The organism is Billgrantia aerodenitrificans, assembly GCF_021404405.1.
In the GTDB taxonomy this organism is placed as follows: Bacteria; Pseudomonadota; Gammaproteobacteria; order Pseudomonadales; family Halomonadaceae; genus Halomonas; species Halomonas aerodenitrificans.
Genome location: NZ_JABFTV010000002.1, coordinates 95,766 through 113,472 on the forward strand (window position 1 = coordinate 95,766; position 17,707 = coordinate 113,472).

Genomic DNA, 17,707 nt, shown 5'->3' on the forward strand with positions numbered 1-17,707 from the left:
TTGAAACGGCATACGCTCTTTTCTGCACAGGCTGCTACTCTTCGTTACATGGGATTGAACGGTCATTCAATGTTCATCCTCTCGTCATGAAGTCACGCGATAAGGGGCGGGGGCAGAACCCCGCCTTTGTCACCTGTGCAAGTTCCTCATGGAGAGCTCGTCATGTCGTTCACTCGCCGCCGTTTCCTCAAAGGCACCCTGGCTGCCGGCGCGGTCGCCACCGTTCCTTCGTTCTACATCAACAAGGTGCTGGCCCAGGAGCAGACCCTGCGCATCTATGCCTGGGCGGGCTACTTCACCGACGAGATGCTGGCCGACTTCACCGAGAAGACCGGCACCCGCGCCACCTTCACCCCTTACGGCACCAACGACGAGCTGATGAACTCGCTGCGCGCCTCCGACGGCTCGGGCTTCGACGTGATCATGCCCACCGTGGACCGTGTGCCGGGCTACCTGGATTACGACCTGATTCAGCCGCTGGATGAATCGCGCATCAATTGGTCCGGGGCACTCGACAGCGCCATCGAGGGCTCCGAGGTTGGTGGCGTGGTCAACGGTCAGCGTTTCTTTGCCCCCAGCGACTGGGGCACCGAGGCCATCACCTGGCATCGCCGCTTCGTCGATATCGACCGCGCCAACCTCAGCTATGCCGACCTGTGGAACCCCGAGCACGGCCAGGGGGTGACGGTGCGTGGCCACTCGGCGCTAGTGGGTATCGGCCTGTGGCTGGAGCGCGAGGGCAGGCTGCCTTACCCGCTGCTCGACTCCTACAAGAGCGAGGAGGCCATGCGCGCCAACTTCGACGTGATCCTCGAGGAGGCGGTCAAGCACAAGCAGATGCTGGTGCAGTTCTGGAATACCGAGAACGAGGCCCAGGCCGCTTTCCGCACCAACGGTGCCGTCATCGGCCAGACCTGGGACTCCACCGCCTTCCGCCTGCGCCAGGAGGGCGAGGACATCGCCTACGGTGCGCCGAAGGAAGGCGCGATGGCGTGGATGGAGGGCTTCGTGATTCCCAAGAATGCCCAGAATCCCGACGCCGTGTACGAGCTGATCAACTGGTACTACACCCCCGAGGCGGGCGCCATGTTCGCCGAAGCCACCGGCTACAACTCCACCTCCAAGGGCGCCACCGAGCTACTGCCCGAGGAGACGCGCCAGTTCTTCACCGACTCCTACACCGATGAGGACCTGGCCAACCTGTGGTGGTGGCCGATCCAGGAGCCGTGGTACGTGGCACTGCGCAACGAGTACCAGGATCGCTATCTCAGCGCTTAGGGATGAAAGTGGCTGCGCTCGGCCATACGTCGTTAAAAATCAGCTCAAGATGCTCATTTACTACAGTAAACTCCGCTCTTTCGCTGATTTTTGCCTAGTCTGGCCATCGCTCGCCGACTTTCCGCAAGTAGCTCTAAAAGGCGGCTTCGATGAGATATCGAAGCCGCTTTACCCCCTGACGCTACGGTGTCAAAAGAATCAGCAATACAGAACATAGGCAGTCATTGAATGGACGGTAGCGTCAGACTGGACGAGGTGGTGATGCGCTTCGGCGATTTCACCGCCATCGAGAAGACCTCGCTTGCGATAGGCTCAGGCGAATTTTTCAGCTTTCTCGGCCCCTCGGGCTGCGGCAAGACCACCCTGCTCAACATCGTCAGCGGGTTTCTCGTACCCAGCGAAGGGCAGGTCTACATCGGTGACGAACCCATGGCCGGGGTGCCGGTGAATCGCCGGCCCACGGCGATGATCTTCCAGAACCTGGCGCTCTTCCCCCTGATGACCGTATTCGAGAACATCGAGTTCGGTCTCGAGGTGCGCGGGGTCGACAAGCGCAAGCGGCGTGAGGTGTCCGAGCGTCTGCTGGCGCTGGTGGCGCTGGAGGGCAGCGGCCCGAAGATGGTGACCGAGCTCTCCGGCGGGCAGAAGCAGCGCGTGGCCATCGCCCGTGCCCTGGCGGTGGAGCCCCGGGTGCTGCTGCTCGACGAGCCGCTCTCGGCGCTCGACCTCAAGCTGCGCCAGCACATGCGCACCGAGCTCAAGGCGATCCAGCGCAAGACCGGCATCACCTTCATCTACATCACTCACGACCAGGGCGAGGCGCTGAACATGTCCGACCGGGTGGCGGTGATGTCGGCCGGGCGCATTCAGCAGGTCGCCGACCCCATGACGCTCTATCGCCAGCCGGCCACCGGCTTCGTCGCCGCCTTCGTCGGGGAGAACAACCGTCTCCAGGCGCGCGTGATCGACTGTGAAGGCGAGCGGGTGCGCCTCGACGGTGGTGCCCTGGGCGAGCTGGCGGGGCGGGTGAGCGGTACCGCACGTCTGAGCAACGGCGAGGCGGCGGTGCTGTTCGTGCGGCCCGAGCATCTGCGTCCGGTGGAGCCTCAGGCCTCGGGCCCGAAGCTCGAAGCCGAGATCGAGGCGGTGCACTTCGAGGGCGCCTGGGTGATGCTCGAGACGCGCCTGATCGCCTCGGGCGAGAAGCTGCGCGTTCAACTCGGCCATGAGCTTTCGCGCAGTCAGGCCGGCGCTTTCAGCGTGGGTCAGCGGCTCGCCTTCGGCTTCGATCCGGCCGACGCCGTGGTGCTGCCCGACGACGGCAGTCCGGTGGTGGACGAGACCGGCGAGGTCGTGGAAGGGCGCCCGGCGTCGGCAGGGGGTACCCATGTTTAGGCAACTGCGGGCCCGCTTCGGCGGGCCACTGGCGATGGCCATCGTCACCCTGCTGGGTATCTGGCTGATCGTGATGGTGACCCTGCCGCAACTGCAGATGATCGAGTACTCGCTGCGGCCCAACCTGCTGCCGGCGCAGATCGGCGGGCCCGACGATCGGCTCACGCTGGCCAACTACGCCACCCTGTTCAACAACGACATCCACCGCACCATCTTCTTCAAGACCATCTGGTCGAGCGTGCTGGTCACGCTGCTGACGCTGGCGGTGAGCTATCCGCTGGCCTGGTACCTGGCCAAGGTGGCCACCCCGCGGCAGGCGGCGCTGTGCATCCTGCTGCTGATCATCCCGTTCTGGATCAACGAGATCCTGCGCACCTACTCCTGGTTCATCATCCTGGCCTTTCGCGGCCCGCTCAACGAGGTGCTGATGATGCTGGGGCTGATCGACCGGCCCATCCGCTTCCTTAGCGGCAACGGCGGGGTGATGGTGGGCATGGTCTACGCCTACATCCTGTTCATGGTGTTTCCGGTCTACAACGCCATCGAGAGCCTCGACGACAACCAGGTGCGCGCCGCCCGGGATCTCGGTGCCGGCACCGTGCGCACCCATCGACGTATCGTCATTCCCCACGCCAAGCCGGGCATCGCCACCGGCTGCATCATGACCTTCATGCTGGCGGCGGGCAGCTACGCCGTGCCGGCGCTGCTCGGCTCGCCGGGCAGCCGCTGGTTCACTCAGATCATCTACAACTGGTTCTTCGAAGGCGGCAACTGGAACCAGGGCGCGGCCTACGCCTTCCTGCTGCTGGTGCTGTGCATCGGCTTCATGTCTCTCATCATGAAGATTTTCAAGGTGGGGCTGGGGGATATCGGAAAATGAGTTCGCAACGCTTCCTCGCCTTCGGCCTGCGCTTCTACGTGGTGATCTTCTTCATCTATCTGTTCCTGCCGCTGATCATCATGGCGGCGGCCACCTTCAACGACAGCCGCTTCCCCACCGTGACGCCCTGGGACGGCACCACGCTGCGCTGGTTCGGCGAGCTGGCCGCCGACCGCGGCATGTGGCAGGCGCTCGCCAACAGCCTGATCGTGGCCACCGGGGTGCTGGTGGTGGCGGTGCCCATCGGCATCGCCACGGCGCTGTTTCTCAATACCGTGACCAGTCGCGCCAAGCCGTTCCTGTACGCCCTGATTCTCTCGCCGCTGCTCACCCCCGGGGTGATCATCGGCATCTCCACGCTGATCTTCTGGCGTCAGTTCGGCGTCAGTGGTGGCATCTTCCTCACCGTGCTGGGTCAGGCCACCTTCATCGCCGCCTACGTGATGTTGATGGTCACCGCGCGTCTGCAGCGATTCGACCGCACCATGGAACGCGCCGCGCTGGACCTCGGCGCCAGCCAGTGGCAGATGTTTCGGCGCATCCTGCTGCCGTACCTCAAGCCGGCGCTCTACTCGGCGGCGGTGATCGCCTTCCTGCAATCCTTCGAGAACTACAACACCACCCTGTTCGTGGTGGGCTACGACACTACTCTGACGGTCTACATCGCCTCCAAGGTGCGCACCGGTTTGACGCCGGCGGTGAACGCCCTGGGGCTGATCCTGATCCTGGTGACGGTGCTGTTTGCCGCCATCTACGAGCTCAAGCGGCGGCGCGAGGCCGCACGTGCAGTGCAAGGGGTGTAACTGGTGTAGCTGCTGTAACTAACGGACAGGGGCGGCCGCGAGGCCGCCCCTGTCCTCGTGTAACGCTTCCTCGTTTTCTCATCGAACGTCGAACTCCGGACTCGACCAAAGTCTAGTCGAGCGAGCCTTTCTGTTTTCTAGTCTAACTACCATACTAGTTGTGTCAGTTGGCGGCAGCGCCTTTTCGCACGCGATTCGGGATAGATCCATGAACAAGACCCTACAAACGCTATGGCAGGAGACCCGCGAGAGCGACTCGGTGCGCCAGCGGCTCTACCAGGTATTGCGCCAGTCGATCATCCGCATGGTGCTGGAGCCCGGCCAGGCGCTGTCCGAGAAGGAGCTCGCCGATGCCTTTGCCGTCAGCCGCCAGCCGGTGCGGGAAGCCTTCATTCGGCTCTCCGAGGCGGGGCTGGTGGAAGTGCGCCCCCAGAGAGGTACCTACGTGGTGCGGATCTCGCGTCAGGCCGTGCTGGAAGCACGCTTCCTTCGCGAGGCGGTGGAGGTGGCGATCGCCCGGGAGGCCGCCGAGAAGGGCCTGGCTCCTGCGGTGCTGAGGGAGCTGAACGAGCTGATCGAGCGCCAGCGCGGCTGCATCGATCCCGTCGATCACGACCGTTTCTACCTGCTCGATGAAGCTTTTCACCGTACTTTGGCGCTCGAGGTGGGCAACACCATGGCGTGGCGCGTGATCGAGGACGTCAAGGCGCAGCTGGACCGGGTCCGCTACTTGAGCGTCCCGGATTCGACGCCGATCGCCAAGCTCACCGACCAGCACCAGGCCGTGGTAACGGCCATTGCCGCACGCCAACCGGAGCAGGCCGCCCAGGCCATGGCTGCGCATCAGCGCGAAATCCTGCTCTCCCTGCCGGAGCTGGAGCGGCGTTTCCCGACGATGTTCGAGACGACGACCGCCGCCGCGGCCCCCTTGGCAGAACTATGAACTGGCAGAAGCAGGAATGAACAGGCAGCGCCCTGGCCGGCGCTGCGACAGGCAAATAAGGCCAATGAAGCGACCAGACCACAGTAATAACAAGACACAGGAGCCCGTCATGAATGTCCAGACCCTCGTTCCCGCACTGGCACTGCTGCTGGCCGGTAACGCCGCCCAGGCCGCCTACCAGCTCAATCTCTCGTCCGCCCTCAGCTCCCAGGACCCAATCGTGCAAGCGATGGAGAGTGCCAGTGAGGCGATTGCGCAGCGCTCGGAAGGTGAGCTGACCGTGCGCGTCTTTCCCAACAGCCAGCTCGGCTCCGACGAGGACGTGGTCGAGCAGATCCGCAGTGGCGCCAACATCGCCATTCTGATCGATGCCGGGCGGCTCTCCGAGTACCAGCCGGAGTTGGGCATTCTCAGCGCGCCTTACCTGGTCGAGGATCACACCGACTACGACCGGATCACCTCGTCCGAGCTCTATCAGGAGTGGGTCGAGGGGCTGGCCGACAGCAGTGGCCTGCGCCTGCTCAACTACAACTGGTTCCAGGGCTCGCGTCACATGCTGACCAAGAAGCTGGTCGAGGCGCCCGAGGACCTGCGCGGCGTGCGTGTGCGCACCATCAACTCGCCGGTGTGGCTGCGTACCATTGAGTCGATGGGTGCCACGCCCACGCCGCTGCCCTGGTCGGAGGTCTACTCCGCGCTGCAGCTCGGGGCGATCGATGGCGCCGAGGCGCAGCTCACCGCCGCCGAGGGCCAGAACCTGCACGAGGTGATCACCCACATTGCGCTGACCGGCCATATCCACCTGATGACCGGCATCGCCACCTCCGAGCAGTGGTATCAGTCGCTGCCCGAGGAGCTGCGCACGATTCTCGACGAGGAGCTGCAGAGCGCCGGTGAAGAGGCCAGCCAAGCCACCGCCGATGCCCAGAATGCCGTGCGCGAGCGCATGGAAGCGGAAGGGGTAACCTTCACTGAGGTGGACGTCGAGCTGTTCCGCGAGCGCGTCGGCGGCGTCTACGACGAACTCGGCTACGGCCAGTATCGCGACCAGCTGACTGCCGGAGAGTGAGCCTGACGCCCCTTGTCGCCTCGGCGGCAAGGGGCGGTCGACTTGCACGCCGTTCCATGGAATCGGCCGGAGGCACTCCGGCTCCGAGGACCTTCGACATGTGGTACTGGTACGACCGACTCGAGGCCTGGCTCGCCGTTGTGCTGCTGGGCGCGACGTCCCTCACGTTGCTGGCGAGTTCCACGGCTCGCGCCATCGGCCAACCCTTCGCCGGGGGAGCCGAACTGGCCCAATTGCTGTTCATCTGGACCGCCGTGTTGGGGGCCGACATCACCCTGCGCCACGGCGGCCAGGTACGCATCGACGCCCTGGCCATCAGGCTGCCGCTGCCCTTGCAGCGCCTGGTCACCGGGCTGTGCCTGGTGCTGATGCTGGGCTTTCTCGCCTTGCTGGTGCGCTACGGCTTTCCCCTGGCGTTATCCAACTGGCAGCGCCCGATGGGCGTGGCCGGGCTGAGCTACGGCTACATCACCCTGGCGCTGCCGGTGGGGGCCAGCCTGATGATCGTCTCGCTGCTGCGCCGCGTAGCAGCCAAGGGCATCGTGATGAGCCTGGCGCCGGACAGCGAGATCGTGGAGAAGCACTCATGACGGCCGCGTTGCTGCTGGGCCTGGGGCTGCTGCTGATGGCCATCGGCATGCCCGTGGCCTTCGCTATCGGCATTGCCGGCTTCACCTACTTCTTCCTGCCCGAGACCTTCCTGCCGACCAACATCGGGGTGCAGCGCATTGTCTCGGCAACTCAGTCGTTCCCGCTGCTGGCGGTGCCGCTGTTCATCTTCATCGGCCACCTGATGAACGCCAGCGGCATCACGCCGCGGCTGATTCGGCTCTCCACGCTGCTGGCCGGCTGGATGAGCGGTGGTCTGGCCCAGGCCAGCATCGTGCTCAGCACCCTGATGGGCGGCGTGTCCGGTTCGGCGGTGGCCGATGCCGCGATGCAATCGCGGGTGCTGGGCAAGGGCATGATCCAGGAGGGCTACACCCCGGGTTTCTCCGGCGCGGTGCTGGCCATCGGCGGGCTGATCACCGCCACCATTCCGCCGAGCATCGGCCTGATCCTCTACGGTTACCTGGGCGAGGTCTCCATCGGCCGGCTGTTCATCGCCGGCGTGGTGCCCGGCTTCCTGCTGATGGTGGCGCTGATGGTGACGACCTTTTTCGTCGCCAAGCGGCGCGGCTACGCACCGGTACGCGAAAAGCTGCCGAGCGGGCGCGAGGTGCTCGCCGCCGCGCGCAGCAGTATCTGGGCACTGCTGTTCCCGGTATGGCTGCTGGTGGGTATCCGCTATGGCCTGTTCACGCCCACCGAAGCGGGGGCCTTCGCCGTGGCCTATGCACTGCTGGTGGGCTGCGTGATCCACCGCGAGATGGGCCTGCGCGACGTTCTCACGGCGATGCACGCCAGCGTGCGCGACATCGGCATGATCATGCTGATCATCATGTTCTCGGGGATCATCGGCTACGTGGTCTCCTTCGAGCGGGTGCCGCAGACCATCGCCGAGCTGACCCTGGGCGTCTTCGCCAGTCCCACCGCGCTGCTGCTGACCCTGGCCGTGCTGCTGGTACTGCTCGGCATGCTGCTCGAGGCCACCGTGGTAGTGATGCTGCTCACGCCGATCCTGGTGCCGGTGATCAAGGCCGCCGGCATCGATCCGGTGCACTTCGGCCTGCTGATGATGACACTGGTGACCTTCGGCGGCATGACGCCGCCAGTGGGCATCTCGATGTACACCGTGTGCGGCATCCTGCGCTGCTCCTTCTTCGACTACAGCCGCGAGCTGCTGCCCTTCGCCCTGGCGGTGTTCGTGGTGGTGCTCGGCATCATCTTCTTCCCCGACATCGTGCTGTTCCTGCCCAACTGGCTGATGGGCTGAGCATGAGCGAGCGATAACTATGGAGGGTTCAATGGCCTTCACCGACAAGATCGCCTTCATGGGGCCGGATTTCCTGCTCGAGAACGAGCCGGCACGCCGGCTCTACCACGAGCATGCCGCGGCCATGCCGATCTGCGACTACCACTCGCACCTGAGCCCGCAAGAGATCGCCGGCAACGTGCAGTTCGACAACCTCACCGAACTGTGGCTCAAGGGCGACCATTACAAGTGGCGGGCGATGCGCATCGCCGGCATCGACGAGCAGCGCATCACAGGCGAGGCGAGCGACCGCGAGCGCTTCCAGGCCTGGGCCGAAACGGTGCCCCACTGCCTCGGCAACCCGCTCTACCACTGGACCCACCTGGAGCTGCGCCATCCGCTGGGCATCGAGAACACGCTGCTCTCGCCGGCCACCGCCGAGGAGATCTGGGCAACCGCACGCGATCGGCTGGCCACCCCACAGCTTAGCGCCCAGGGCATCCTCGAGCGCTTCGACGTGCGCACCGTCTGCACCACCGACGACCCGGTGGACGATCTCGCGCTGCACCGGCGCCATGCCGAGAGCGGGGCGGTCCTCGCCATGTTGCCGACCTTCCGTGCCGACACCGTGCTCAAGATCGAGCAGGCCGGCTTCGTCGACTATCTCGGCGAGCTGGAGCGTGCCAGCGGGGTGGCCATCCGCGGCTACGACGACCTGCTGGCGGCGCTCTACCAGCGCCTCGAGCACTTCGCCGCCCACGGCTGCTGCCTCTCCGACCACAGCCTGGAGAAGCCGGTGTTCGTTGCACCGCCGAGCACGGCCGAACTCGACCGGCTGATCGAGCGTCGCCGCCAGGGCAGAGCGCTGAGTAGCGACGAGAGCGCTTCCTTCACCACCGCAGTGCTGCTGTGGCTGGGGCGCGAGTATGCCCGCCGCGGCTGGGTGATGCAGCTCCATCTCGGTGCGCTGCGCAGCCTGAGTCGGCGCGGCCTGGCTGAGGTCGGCGCCAACAGCGGCTTCGATGCCATCGGCGACGTGACCTACGCCGAGCCGCTGGCGGCGATTCTCGATGCGCTGGACCGCGAGCGGGCGCTGCCGCGCACCGTGGTCTACAACCTCAACCCCCGCGACAACGAGATGCTGGCGAGCCTGGTCGGCTCGTTCGCCAGCGACGGCATTCCCGGCAAGCTGCAGTTCGGTGCAGCCTGGTGGTTCAACGACCAGCGCGACGGCATCGAGCGCCAGCTCGTCACCCAGATGAACTTCGGCCTGCTGCGTCATTTCGTCGGCATGCTCACCGATTCGCGCAGCCTGCTGTCGTTCTCCCGTCACGACTACTTTCGCCGCATCTTCTGCCAGATGCTCGGCGCGCAGATCCAGCGCGGCGAACTGCCGAACGATCTCGACCGTATCGGCGAGCTGGTGCGGGCGGTGTGCTACGACAACGTGCAGCGTTATCTCTTCGAGCGATGAGCCGAGCCCCGGATGCCAAGCCCCTGATGCGAAGCCCTCATCCCCATGACTGCGACGGAACAACCATGAAAATCAGCGACGCCTATGTGATCGTCACCTCGCCAGGGCGCAACTTCGTCACCCTCAAGATCGTCACCGAGTCGGGCACCTACGGCATCGGCGATGCCACCCTGAACGGCCGTGAGATGGCGGTGGTGGCCTATCTCGAGGAGCACGTGATTCCCGCCCTGATCGGGCGCGACGCCAGTCGCATCGAGGACATCTGGCACTACCTCTACCGCGGCGCCTACTGGCGTCGGGGGCCGGTGACCATGGCGGCGGTGTCGGCGGTGGACCTGGCGCTGTGGGACATCAAGGCCAAGGCGGCGGGTATGCCGCTCTATCAGTTGCTCGGCGGCAGGAGCCGCGAGCGGGTGATGACCTACGCCCACTGCACCGGCAAGGACATCGAAGGCTGCCTGGCCGAGGTGGAGAAGCACGTCAAGCTCGGCTATCGCGCCGTACGGGTGCAGGCCGGCGTGCCCGGCATCCCGACGATCTACGGCGTGGCCAAGCGTGAGGGCGAGCGCTACGAACCGGCGGACTCCGAGCTGCCCGCCGAGCATGTGTGGAGCACCGCGAAGTACCTCAACCACGTGCCCAAGCTGTTCGCCGCGGTACGCGAGCGCTTCGGCGAGGAGCTGCACGTGCTGCACGACGTACATCATCGGCTCACGCCCATCGAGGCGGCGCGCCTGGGCAAGGCGGTAGAGCCTTATCATCTGTTCTGGCTCGAGGACTGCGTGCCGGCCGAGAACCAGGAGAGCTTCCGCCTGATCCGCCAGCACACCACCACGCCGCTGGCGGTGGGGGAGGTGTTCAACTCGATCCACGACTACCGCGAGCTGCTCGAGAACCAGTGGATCGACTACATCCGCACGCCGCTCTCCCACGGCGGAGGCATCACCCACGTGCGGCGCATCGCCGACCTGGCCTCGCTCTACCACGTGCGTACCGGCTTCCACGGTCCGACGGACCTGTCGCCGGTGTGCCTGGGCGCGGCGGTCCACTTCGACACCTGGGTGCCCAACTTCGGCATTCAGGAGCACATGCCCCACACCGCGGAAACCGACGCCGTCTTCCCCCACGACTACCGCTTCGAGGATGGCCACTTCCTGGTCGGCGAGGCGCCTGGGCACGGCGTCGACATCGACGAGGCCTTGGCCAAGCAGTACCCCTACAAGCGCGCCAGCCTGCCGGTCAACCGGCTGGAAGACGGCACGCTTTGGCACTGGTGAGGAGAGCGCACCGATGAAAGCCTTTCAGGTCAACGCACCGCTGGACTATGCCGTCGTCGAGACAAAGGCGCCCCGTGCCGCTGCCGGCGAGGTGTTGGTGAAGGTGGCCTTCGCCGGGATCTGCGGTTCCGACATGCACATCATCCATGGCGACAACGCCTTCGTACGCTTCCCGCGCATTACCGGACACGAGTTCGCCGGCACGGTCGAGGCGCTGGGCGAGGGCGTCGAGGGCATCGAGATCGGCGCCCGGGTGTGCATCGACCCGGTGGTCAGCTGCGGGCGCTGCTACCCGTGCCGCATCGGCCGCCCCAACGTGTGCAGCGCGCTGCAGGTGATCGGCGTGCACCGCGACGGAGGTTTCGAGGAGTGGGTCAACGTGCCGGCAGCCAACATCCACCTGCTGCCCGAGGGCCTGGGGCTGGAAGCCGGCGCGCTGGTGGAGCCCTATTCCATCGCCGCCAACGTGCTGGAGCGGATGCAGCCGCTGCGCGGCGACCGCCTGCTGATCTACGGTGCTGGGGTGATCGGCCTGACCATCTTGCAGATGGCTCGCGCCCTGGGCATCGAGGACATCACCGTCATCGACCTGATCGAGGAGCGCCTGGCCACGGCCCGGGAGCTCGGCGCCACGCGCATCTGGCACGGCAAGGAGAATGTCGAGGTCGAGGTGAGCGAGCTGACCGGCGGCGAGGGCATTCCGCTGATTGCCGATGCCGCCTGCGTGCCGGCGCTGCTGCCGCAGATGCTGCGCATCGCCTCGCCGGCGGGGCGTATCGGCCTGCTCGGTTTCAATCCCACTCCCAGCGACCTGGTGCAACTGGAGGTGATCAAGAAGGAGCTGACCCTGGTCGGCTCGCGGCTCAACAACCGCAAGTTTCCGGAGGTGCTCGAGCGCATGGCCTCGGGGCGTCTCGATCCGCTGGCGCTGGTCAGCCATCGCCTGCCCTTCGACGACATGCCCGGTGCCATCCACATGCTCGATCACCATCCCGAAAGGGCTCGCAAGGTGCTGATCGGTATCGGTGCCGATACCGGTACCTGAGCCAGCTCGAGGCGACAGCGGCATCGCAAGCTCGCGATGCCCCATAACAGCAACAACAACACAGCAATAACAACCAGTACGAAGAAGGAGTAACGCCATGTTCAAACGACTCGTCACCGGCGCCGTCCTCGGGGCGGCTCTCATCGGCAGCCAATCCCTGCTGGCTGCCGAGGTCACGCTGCGCTTCGGCCACCTGGCCAATGAGCAGAACATCTGGCATCAGGCCGCCGAACGCTTCAAGGAGCTGGTCGAGGAGAACTCCGACGGCCGTATCGAGGTGCTGCTCTATCCCAACGAGCAGCTCGGCAACGAGATGGATCTCATCAACAGCATCCAGCTCGGCACCGCCGACATGACCATCACCGGCGAGAGCCTGCAGAACTGGGCGCCCAAGGCGGCCATGATGGCGGTGCCCTATGCCTTCCGCGACGCCGAGCATCTGCGCCAGGCGGTGGAAAGCGAGATCGGCGAACAGATCGAGGCGCAGATCGCCGAGCGCGCCAACCTGGTGCCGCTGGCCTGGTTCGAGCGCGGCCCGCGGGAGCTGACCTCCAACCGGCCGATCCGTCACCCCGACGACCTCGACGGCATTCGCCTGCGGGTGCCCAACGTGCCGCTGTTCGTCAGCACCTGGGAGGCATTGGGTGCACGTCCCACGCCGATGGCCTTCAGCGAGGTGTTCACCGCCCTGCAGCAGAACACCATCCAGGCCCAGGAGAACCCGCTCAGCCTGATCGAGAGCGCCAGCTTCAACGAGGTGCAGGACTACGTGAACCTGACCGGCCACGTGCGCAGTTGGATCTACGTGGTGATCGGCCGCAACCGGCTCGAGAGCATGCCGGAGGAGCTGCAGCAGATCGTGCGCGAGGCAGCCCAGGAGATGCAGGTCTATCAGGCCGAGCTGTTCGAGGAGGATCAGCAGCGCCTGGAGCAGGCCCTGCAGGAGCGCGGCATGGAGTTCGTCGAGGTCGACACCGAAGCCTTCGCCGAGAAGGCGCGACCGGCGGTGGAAGCGGCCCTCAATGACGAGCAGCGTGAGCTGTTCGACGCCATCCAGAACCTGTGAACCGACCGGGCGGGCCAGGCCCGCCCATTCCTTCCGATTTGGCGAACCCCCAGCGAGGAGCGCCTATGGATATTTCCCCACAGCGTGCCGAGGACGACGCTGCGCGTGACGGCCAGGAGGTCGTGGCCAGTCTCGAGGCGCTGTCCGCCGTGCCCGGTTTTCAGGGGCTTTTGGGTCGTGTCATCGGCTGGATGGACCGTCTGTTCATGCTGCTCGCCAATCTGGCGCTGATCGGGATTGCCGCGACCGTGCTGTTGCAGATCTCGGGCCGGCTGTTTCTGCCGTTCGCCCTGTCCTGGACCGAGGAGCTATCGCGCTATCTCTTCATCTACATGGTGGCGCTGGCGGCCGGGGTGGCGATACGCCGTCACCGGCACGTCAACGTCGAGCTCTTCCATCACCTGCTGGGGCTGCGCGCGCGAGCCGCCTATCAGGCACTGATCTGCCTGTTGATCGGCGGCTTCGCCCTGATGGTGCTGCCTGCGGCGTGGCAGTTCGCTCAGAACGGCGCCTGGCAGACCTCGCCCACCCTGAGGGTGCCCATGCTCTATATTTTCTTCTCCACCGTGGTGCTGTTCGCCCTGGTGCTGTTCTACAGCGTCATCGGCTTCTGCGAAGGCCTGCTGGCGGCGTGGCGGCCATCCACCGAGGGTGACCGGGAGGGCGCGTCATGGAAGTGATGGTGCTGTTCGGCGTGTTCCTGGTGCTGCTGGTGCTAGGCCTGCCCATCGCCTTCGCGCTGGGCATCTCGTCGCTTGCCTACCTGCTGCTGGAAGGCATCTCGCTGACCATCGTGCCGCAGCGCATGTACTCGGGTATCGATACCTTCGTGCTGCTGTGCATTCCCGGCTTCGTGCTGGCCGGCAACCTAATGAACGTGGGCAACATCACCGAGCACATCGTACGCTTCTCCAACGCTGTGGTCGGCCACATCCGCGGTGGCCTCGGCCTGGCCAACGTGGGCGGCTCGATGATCTTCGGCGGCATCTCGGGCACCGCGGTGGCCGATGCCGCCAGCATCGGCTCGGTGATGATCCCCGGTATGGCACGCTCCGGTTACGACAAGCCCTTTGCTGCCGCCGTTACCGCCGCCTCGTCGACCATCGGCCCGATCATCCCGCCCAGCGTGCCGATGATCATCGTCGGCTCGCTGGCGGGCATCTCGGTGGGGCGCATGTTCCTGGCCGGGGCCGTGCCCGGCCTGCTGCTGGGCATGGCGATGATGATCACCGTCTATCTGCTGGCGGTGAAGCGCGGCTACCCCAAGGGGCGCCGTGCCACCCTGCGCGAGCTGCTGCGTGAGGGGCGTACCGCCTTCTGGGCGCTGCTGATGACGGTGATCATCCTCTACGGCATCATCGGTGGCTTCTTCACTCCCACCGAGGCTTCCATCGTCGCCAGCCTCTATGCGCTGGTGGTGGGCATGTACGTCTACAAAGGGCTGACCTGGCGCAAGCTGCCGGCGATTCTCACCGACACCGTGCTGACCTCGTCGGCGCTGCTGCTGCTGGTGGGCCTGGCCAACCTGTTCGGCTGGATCCTCACCAGCCAGCAGATCCCGCAGACCATCGCCGCCCTGATCATGGCGATCAGCGACAACCCCATCGTGGTGATCCTGATCCTCAACCTGATCCTGCTGTTCGTCGGCGCCTTCATGGAGACCATCGCTGCGCTGATCATCCTGTTCCCGGCGCTGCTGGGTGTGGCCACCGGAATCGGCATGGACCCGGTGCACTTCGCGGTGATGGCGGTGCTCAACCTGATGATCGGCCTGACCACGCCGCCGGTGGGGGTGTGCCTGTTCGTGGTCTCGGGCATCGGCAAGCTGCAGATGCTCACCGTGGCTCGCGCCATCCTGCCGTTCCTGGTCTGCAATATTCTGGTACTGCTATTGGTGGCCTACGTGCCGGCCATCTCGCTGTGGCTTCCCGACCTGTTGATGGGGACAAGATGAACGACGTTGAACGTATCGCCGCCGCCGCGCCTGCCGGGCGCATCGGCATCGTCCACCTGGGGCTGGGGGCTTTCCACCGTGCCCACCAGGCGGTCTACCTGGAGCGCTATCGGCAGCGCAGCGGCGACGATGCCTGGGGTGTTTGCAGCGCCAACCTGCGCGGCGGCGTGGCGCTGGTGGATGCCCTGTGCGACGCCGGCTGCCGCTACCACGTGGCCGAATATGCCGACCGCGATACCGTTACCCTGCGCGAGATCGGCGTGGTCGAGCAGGCTCTGTTCACCGGCCGGGACCTGGCGGGGGAGTGGGGGCGCGATCTCGCGTCGCTGCTGGCGCGCATGGCCTCGCCCGAGACGCGTATCGTCACTCTCACGGTGACCGAGAAGGGCTACTTCCTGAGCCCCGCCGAGGGCAGCCTGCTGCGTGATGATCCGCTGATCGCTCACGATATCGATCAACCCCAGGCACCGCGCACCGCGCCGGGCATTCTGGTCGAGGCCCTGGCCCGGCGGCGCAGCGCGGGCGTCCCGCCGTTCACGGTGCTGTGCTGCGACAATATGCCGAACAACGGCAAGCGCACACGGGCGGCGGTGGTGCAGCTCGCCGCCTGTCGCGACGCTGAGCTTGCCGCCTGGATCGGGCGCGAGGTGGCGTTTCCCTGCAGCATGGTCGACCGCATCGTGCCGGCCATGACCGCGGCCGATTTCGTTCGCCTGGCCGAGCTGGGCGTCGAGGACCCCAACGCCGTGGTGGGCGAGGCGTTCACTCAATGGGTGGTGGAGGATGACTTCCCCCTCGGCCGACCGGCCTGGGAGGCCGAGGGCGTGGAGATGGTCGCCGATGTGGCGCCGTTCGAGACCATGAAGCTGCGTATGCTCAACGGCAGCCACTCGCTGCTTGCCTACCTGGGCGCGCTGGATGACATCGAGACAGTGTTCGATGCGGTGAGCCGCGACGACCTGGTGGCGTTGCTGCGTCGCTACATGCTGTGCGAGGCGGAGCCGACCCTGGCGATGCCCGAGGGCACCGACCTGGTGGGCTACGCGGACTCCCTGCTGGCGCGCTTCGCCAACGACAGTCTGCGTCATCGCCTGCAGCAGATCGCCATGGACGGCTCGCAAAAGCTGCCCCAGCGCTGGCTGCACGGCGCCCTGGCGCGGCTCGAAATGGGGGATGAGGTACCGTGCACCGCGCTCGGTTTGGCGGCGTGGATCCGCTATACCGCCGGAAGCGACCTGCACGGTAATGCCCATGCCGTCGACGACCCCATGGCGGGCACCTTCAGGCTGCTGCACGAAGCCCACGACGAGGATGTCGAAGCGTTGGTGCTGGCCTTTCTCGAGCTCGACGCCGTGGTGCCACCGGCGCTGGCCGAACACGCCGGCTTTACGGGGGCGGTGGTAGCGGCCTACCGCTGCCTGACGACGTATGGCCTCGACGCCGCGCTTGCAAGGCTCGACGCCCCCACCTGATAGGGAGAGATTGGTCATGGAACACACCTGGCGCTGGTTCGGCCCCAGCGATCCGATCACCCTCGACGAGATTCGCCAGACTGGTGCCACCGGCATCGTTACGGCGCTTCACGAGATACCCAACGGTACGGCCTGGCCGATCGAAGCCATCGCCGAGCGCAAGGCAGAGATCGAAGCCGCGGGGCTGACCTGGTCGGTGGTTGAGAGCGTGCCGGTGCACGAGGCGATCAAGCAGGGCGCGCCCGAGCGTGAGCGCTATATTGCCGCCTACCGGGAGACCCTGCGCAACCTGGCGGCCTGCGGTATCGACCTCGTCTGCTACAACTTCATGCCGGTGCTCGACTGGACCCGCACCGACCTGGCCTGGCGCCTGCCGGACGGCGGCCTGGCGCTGCGCTTCGATCAGACGGCCTTCGCCGCCTTTGATCTCTATCTGCTCAAGCGCCCAGGCGTCGAGGCCGAGTACAGCGAGGCCGAACGGGCCGAGGCCAGGCGTTACCTCGACGGCCTCGACGCCGCCGGGCGCGAGGCGCTGATCGATACCGTCATTGCCGGCCTGCCGGGGGCCGAGGAGCATTACACCCTGGCGCGTTTCCAAGAGGCGCTGGACGGCTATGCCGACATCGACGCCGAGCGCCTGCGCGAGAATCTCGGCCACTTCCTGCACGCCATCGTGCCGGTGGCTGAGGAGGCTGGTTTGCGACTCGCCATTCATCCCGACGACCCGCCGCGTCCGCTGTTCGGTCTGCCGCGGGTGGTTTCCACCCCCGAGGATGCCCAGTGGCTGCTCGATGCCGCACCGAGCGAGGCCAATGGCCTGACCCTGTGCACCGGCTCCTACGGGGTGCGCGAGGACATCGATCTGGCCGACATGGCGCGCCGCTTCGGTCCGCGCATCTACTTCGCCCATCTGCGCTCGACCCGGCGCGAGGCCACCGATCCGCGCACCTTCCACGAGGCGCATCATCTCGGTGGCGACGTCGATATGGTGGCGGTGATCGCCGCGCTGGTGGCGGAGGAGCGGCGCCGCGAGCGCGAGGGCGGCCCGCGGCTGCCGCTGCGGCCGGATCACGGCCACCATATTCTCGACGACCAGCGCCGCGACACCCGCCCCGGCTATCCGCTCTACGGTCGCATGAAGGGGCTCGCCGAGCTGCGCGGCGTGGAGCTGGCGGTACGCCGCTTGCTGAGCTGAG

The 17,707-nt window shown here is 66.0% G+C and carries 16 protein-coding genes; all 16 read left to right on the top strand.

Annotated elements, in window-relative coordinates:
* The first annotated feature begins 162 nt into the window (after positions 1–162).
* The 16 genes from HOP59_RS03765 to uxuA all read left to right on the top strand — a co-directional run bounded on the left by HOP59_RS03765 (position 163) and on the right by uxuA (position 17,706).
* Complete coding sequence (locus HOP59_RS03765; protein WP_234252870.1) at positions 163–1,278, top strand: substrate-binding domain-containing protein; 1,116 nt, start codon at positions 163–165, stop codon at positions 1,276–1,278.
* Positions 1,279–1,506: 228 nt separating this feature from the next.
* On the top strand, positions 1,507–2,673 hold the full coding sequence (locus tag HOP59_RS03770) for an ABC transporter ATP-binding protein (protein WP_234252871.1): 1,167 nt from the start codon (positions 1,507–1,509) through the stop codon (positions 2,671–2,673).
* Positions 2,666–3,553 (top strand): ABC transporter permease, encoded by an 888-nt coding sequence (locus HOP59_RS03775; RefSeq protein WP_010629520.1) that lies wholly within the window; start codon positions 2,666–2,668, stop codon positions 3,551–3,553. Before HOP59_RS03770 ends, HOP59_RS03775 begins: the two co-directional genes overlap by 8 nt.
* Positions 3,550–4,356 carry an ABC transporter permease gene (locus HOP59_RS03780; protein WP_234252872.1) on the top strand — a complete coding sequence of 269 codons (807 nt, stop codon included), beginning with the start codon at positions 3,550–3,552 and terminating at the stop codon, positions 4,354–4,356. The genes HOP59_RS03775 and HOP59_RS03780 overlap by 4 nt, the downstream gene beginning before the upstream one ends.
* A gap of 208 nt (positions 4,357–4,564) precedes the next feature.
* Positions 4,565–5,299: a GntR family transcriptional regulator gene (locus HOP59_RS03785; RefSeq protein WP_234252873.1), complete on the top strand. Its 735-nt coding sequence runs from the start codon at positions 4,565–4,567 to the stop codon at positions 5,297–5,299.
* A 109-nt stretch (positions 5,300–5,408) separates the two neighbouring features.
* Positions 5,409–6,368 (top strand): C4-dicarboxylate TRAP transporter substrate-binding protein, encoded by a 960-nt coding sequence (locus HOP59_RS03790; protein WP_234252874.1) that lies wholly within the window; start codon positions 5,409–5,411, stop codon positions 6,366–6,368.
* Positions 6,369–6,466: 98 nt separating this feature from the next.
* Positions 6,467–6,958: a TRAP transporter small permease gene (locus HOP59_RS03795; protein WP_181515530.1), complete on the top strand. Its 492-nt coding sequence runs from the start codon at positions 6,467–6,469 to the stop codon at positions 6,956–6,958.
* The gene (locus HOP59_RS03800; RefSeq protein WP_234252875.1) at positions 6,955–8,244 is read left to right on the top strand and encodes a TRAP transporter large permease; all 1,290 of its coding nucleotides are present in this window, start codon (positions 6,955–6,957) and stop codon (positions 8,242–8,244) included. Before HOP59_RS03795 ends, HOP59_RS03800 begins: the two co-directional genes overlap by 4 nt.
* 31 nt (positions 8,245–8,275) lie before the next feature.
* Positions 8,276–9,697 (top strand): glucuronate isomerase, encoded by a 1,422-nt coding sequence (gene uxaC, locus HOP59_RS03805; RefSeq protein WP_234252876.1) that lies wholly within the window; start codon positions 8,276–8,278, stop codon positions 9,695–9,697.
* A gap of 65 nt (positions 9,698–9,762) precedes the next feature.
* A complete protein-coding gene (gene manD / locus HOP59_RS03810; protein ID WP_234252877.1) occupies positions 9,763–10,974 on the top strand; it encodes a D-mannonate dehydratase ManD in 1,212 nt (403 codons plus the stop codon).
* Positions 10,975–10,987: 13 nt separating this feature from the next.
* Complete coding sequence (locus HOP59_RS03815; RefSeq protein ID WP_234252878.1) at positions 10,988–12,019, top strand: zinc-binding alcohol dehydrogenase family protein; 1,032 nt, start codon at positions 10,988–10,990, stop codon at positions 12,017–12,019.
* A 97-nt stretch (positions 12,020–12,116) separates the two neighbouring features.
* Complete coding sequence (locus HOP59_RS03820; RefSeq protein WP_234238473.1) at positions 12,117–13,085, top strand: TRAP transporter substrate-binding protein; 969 nt, start codon at positions 12,117–12,119, stop codon at positions 13,083–13,085.
* A gap of 65 nt (positions 13,086–13,150) precedes the next feature.
* Complete coding sequence (locus tag HOP59_RS03825; RefSeq protein WP_234252879.1) at positions 13,151–13,765, top strand: TRAP transporter small permease; 615 nt, start codon at positions 13,151–13,153, stop codon at positions 13,763–13,765.
* Positions 13,756–15,039, top strand: coding sequence for a TRAP transporter large permease (locus HOP59_RS03830; RefSeq protein WP_010629509.1), 1,284 nt, complete (start codon positions 13,756–13,758; stop codon positions 15,037–15,039). Before HOP59_RS03825 ends, HOP59_RS03830 begins: the two co-directional genes overlap by 10 nt.
* Positions 15,036–16,511 (top strand): mannitol dehydrogenase family protein, encoded by a 1,476-nt coding sequence (locus HOP59_RS03835; protein WP_234252880.1) that lies wholly within the window; start codon positions 15,036–15,038, stop codon positions 16,509–16,511. The genes HOP59_RS03830 and HOP59_RS03835 overlap by 4 nt, the downstream gene beginning before the upstream one ends.
* 16 nt (positions 16,512–16,527) lie before the next feature.
* Positions 16,528–17,706, top strand: coding sequence for a mannonate dehydratase (gene uxuA / locus HOP59_RS03840; RefSeq protein WP_234252881.1), 1,179 nt, complete (start codon positions 16,528–16,530; stop codon positions 17,704–17,706).
* Position 17,707 lies beyond the last annotated feature (1 nt).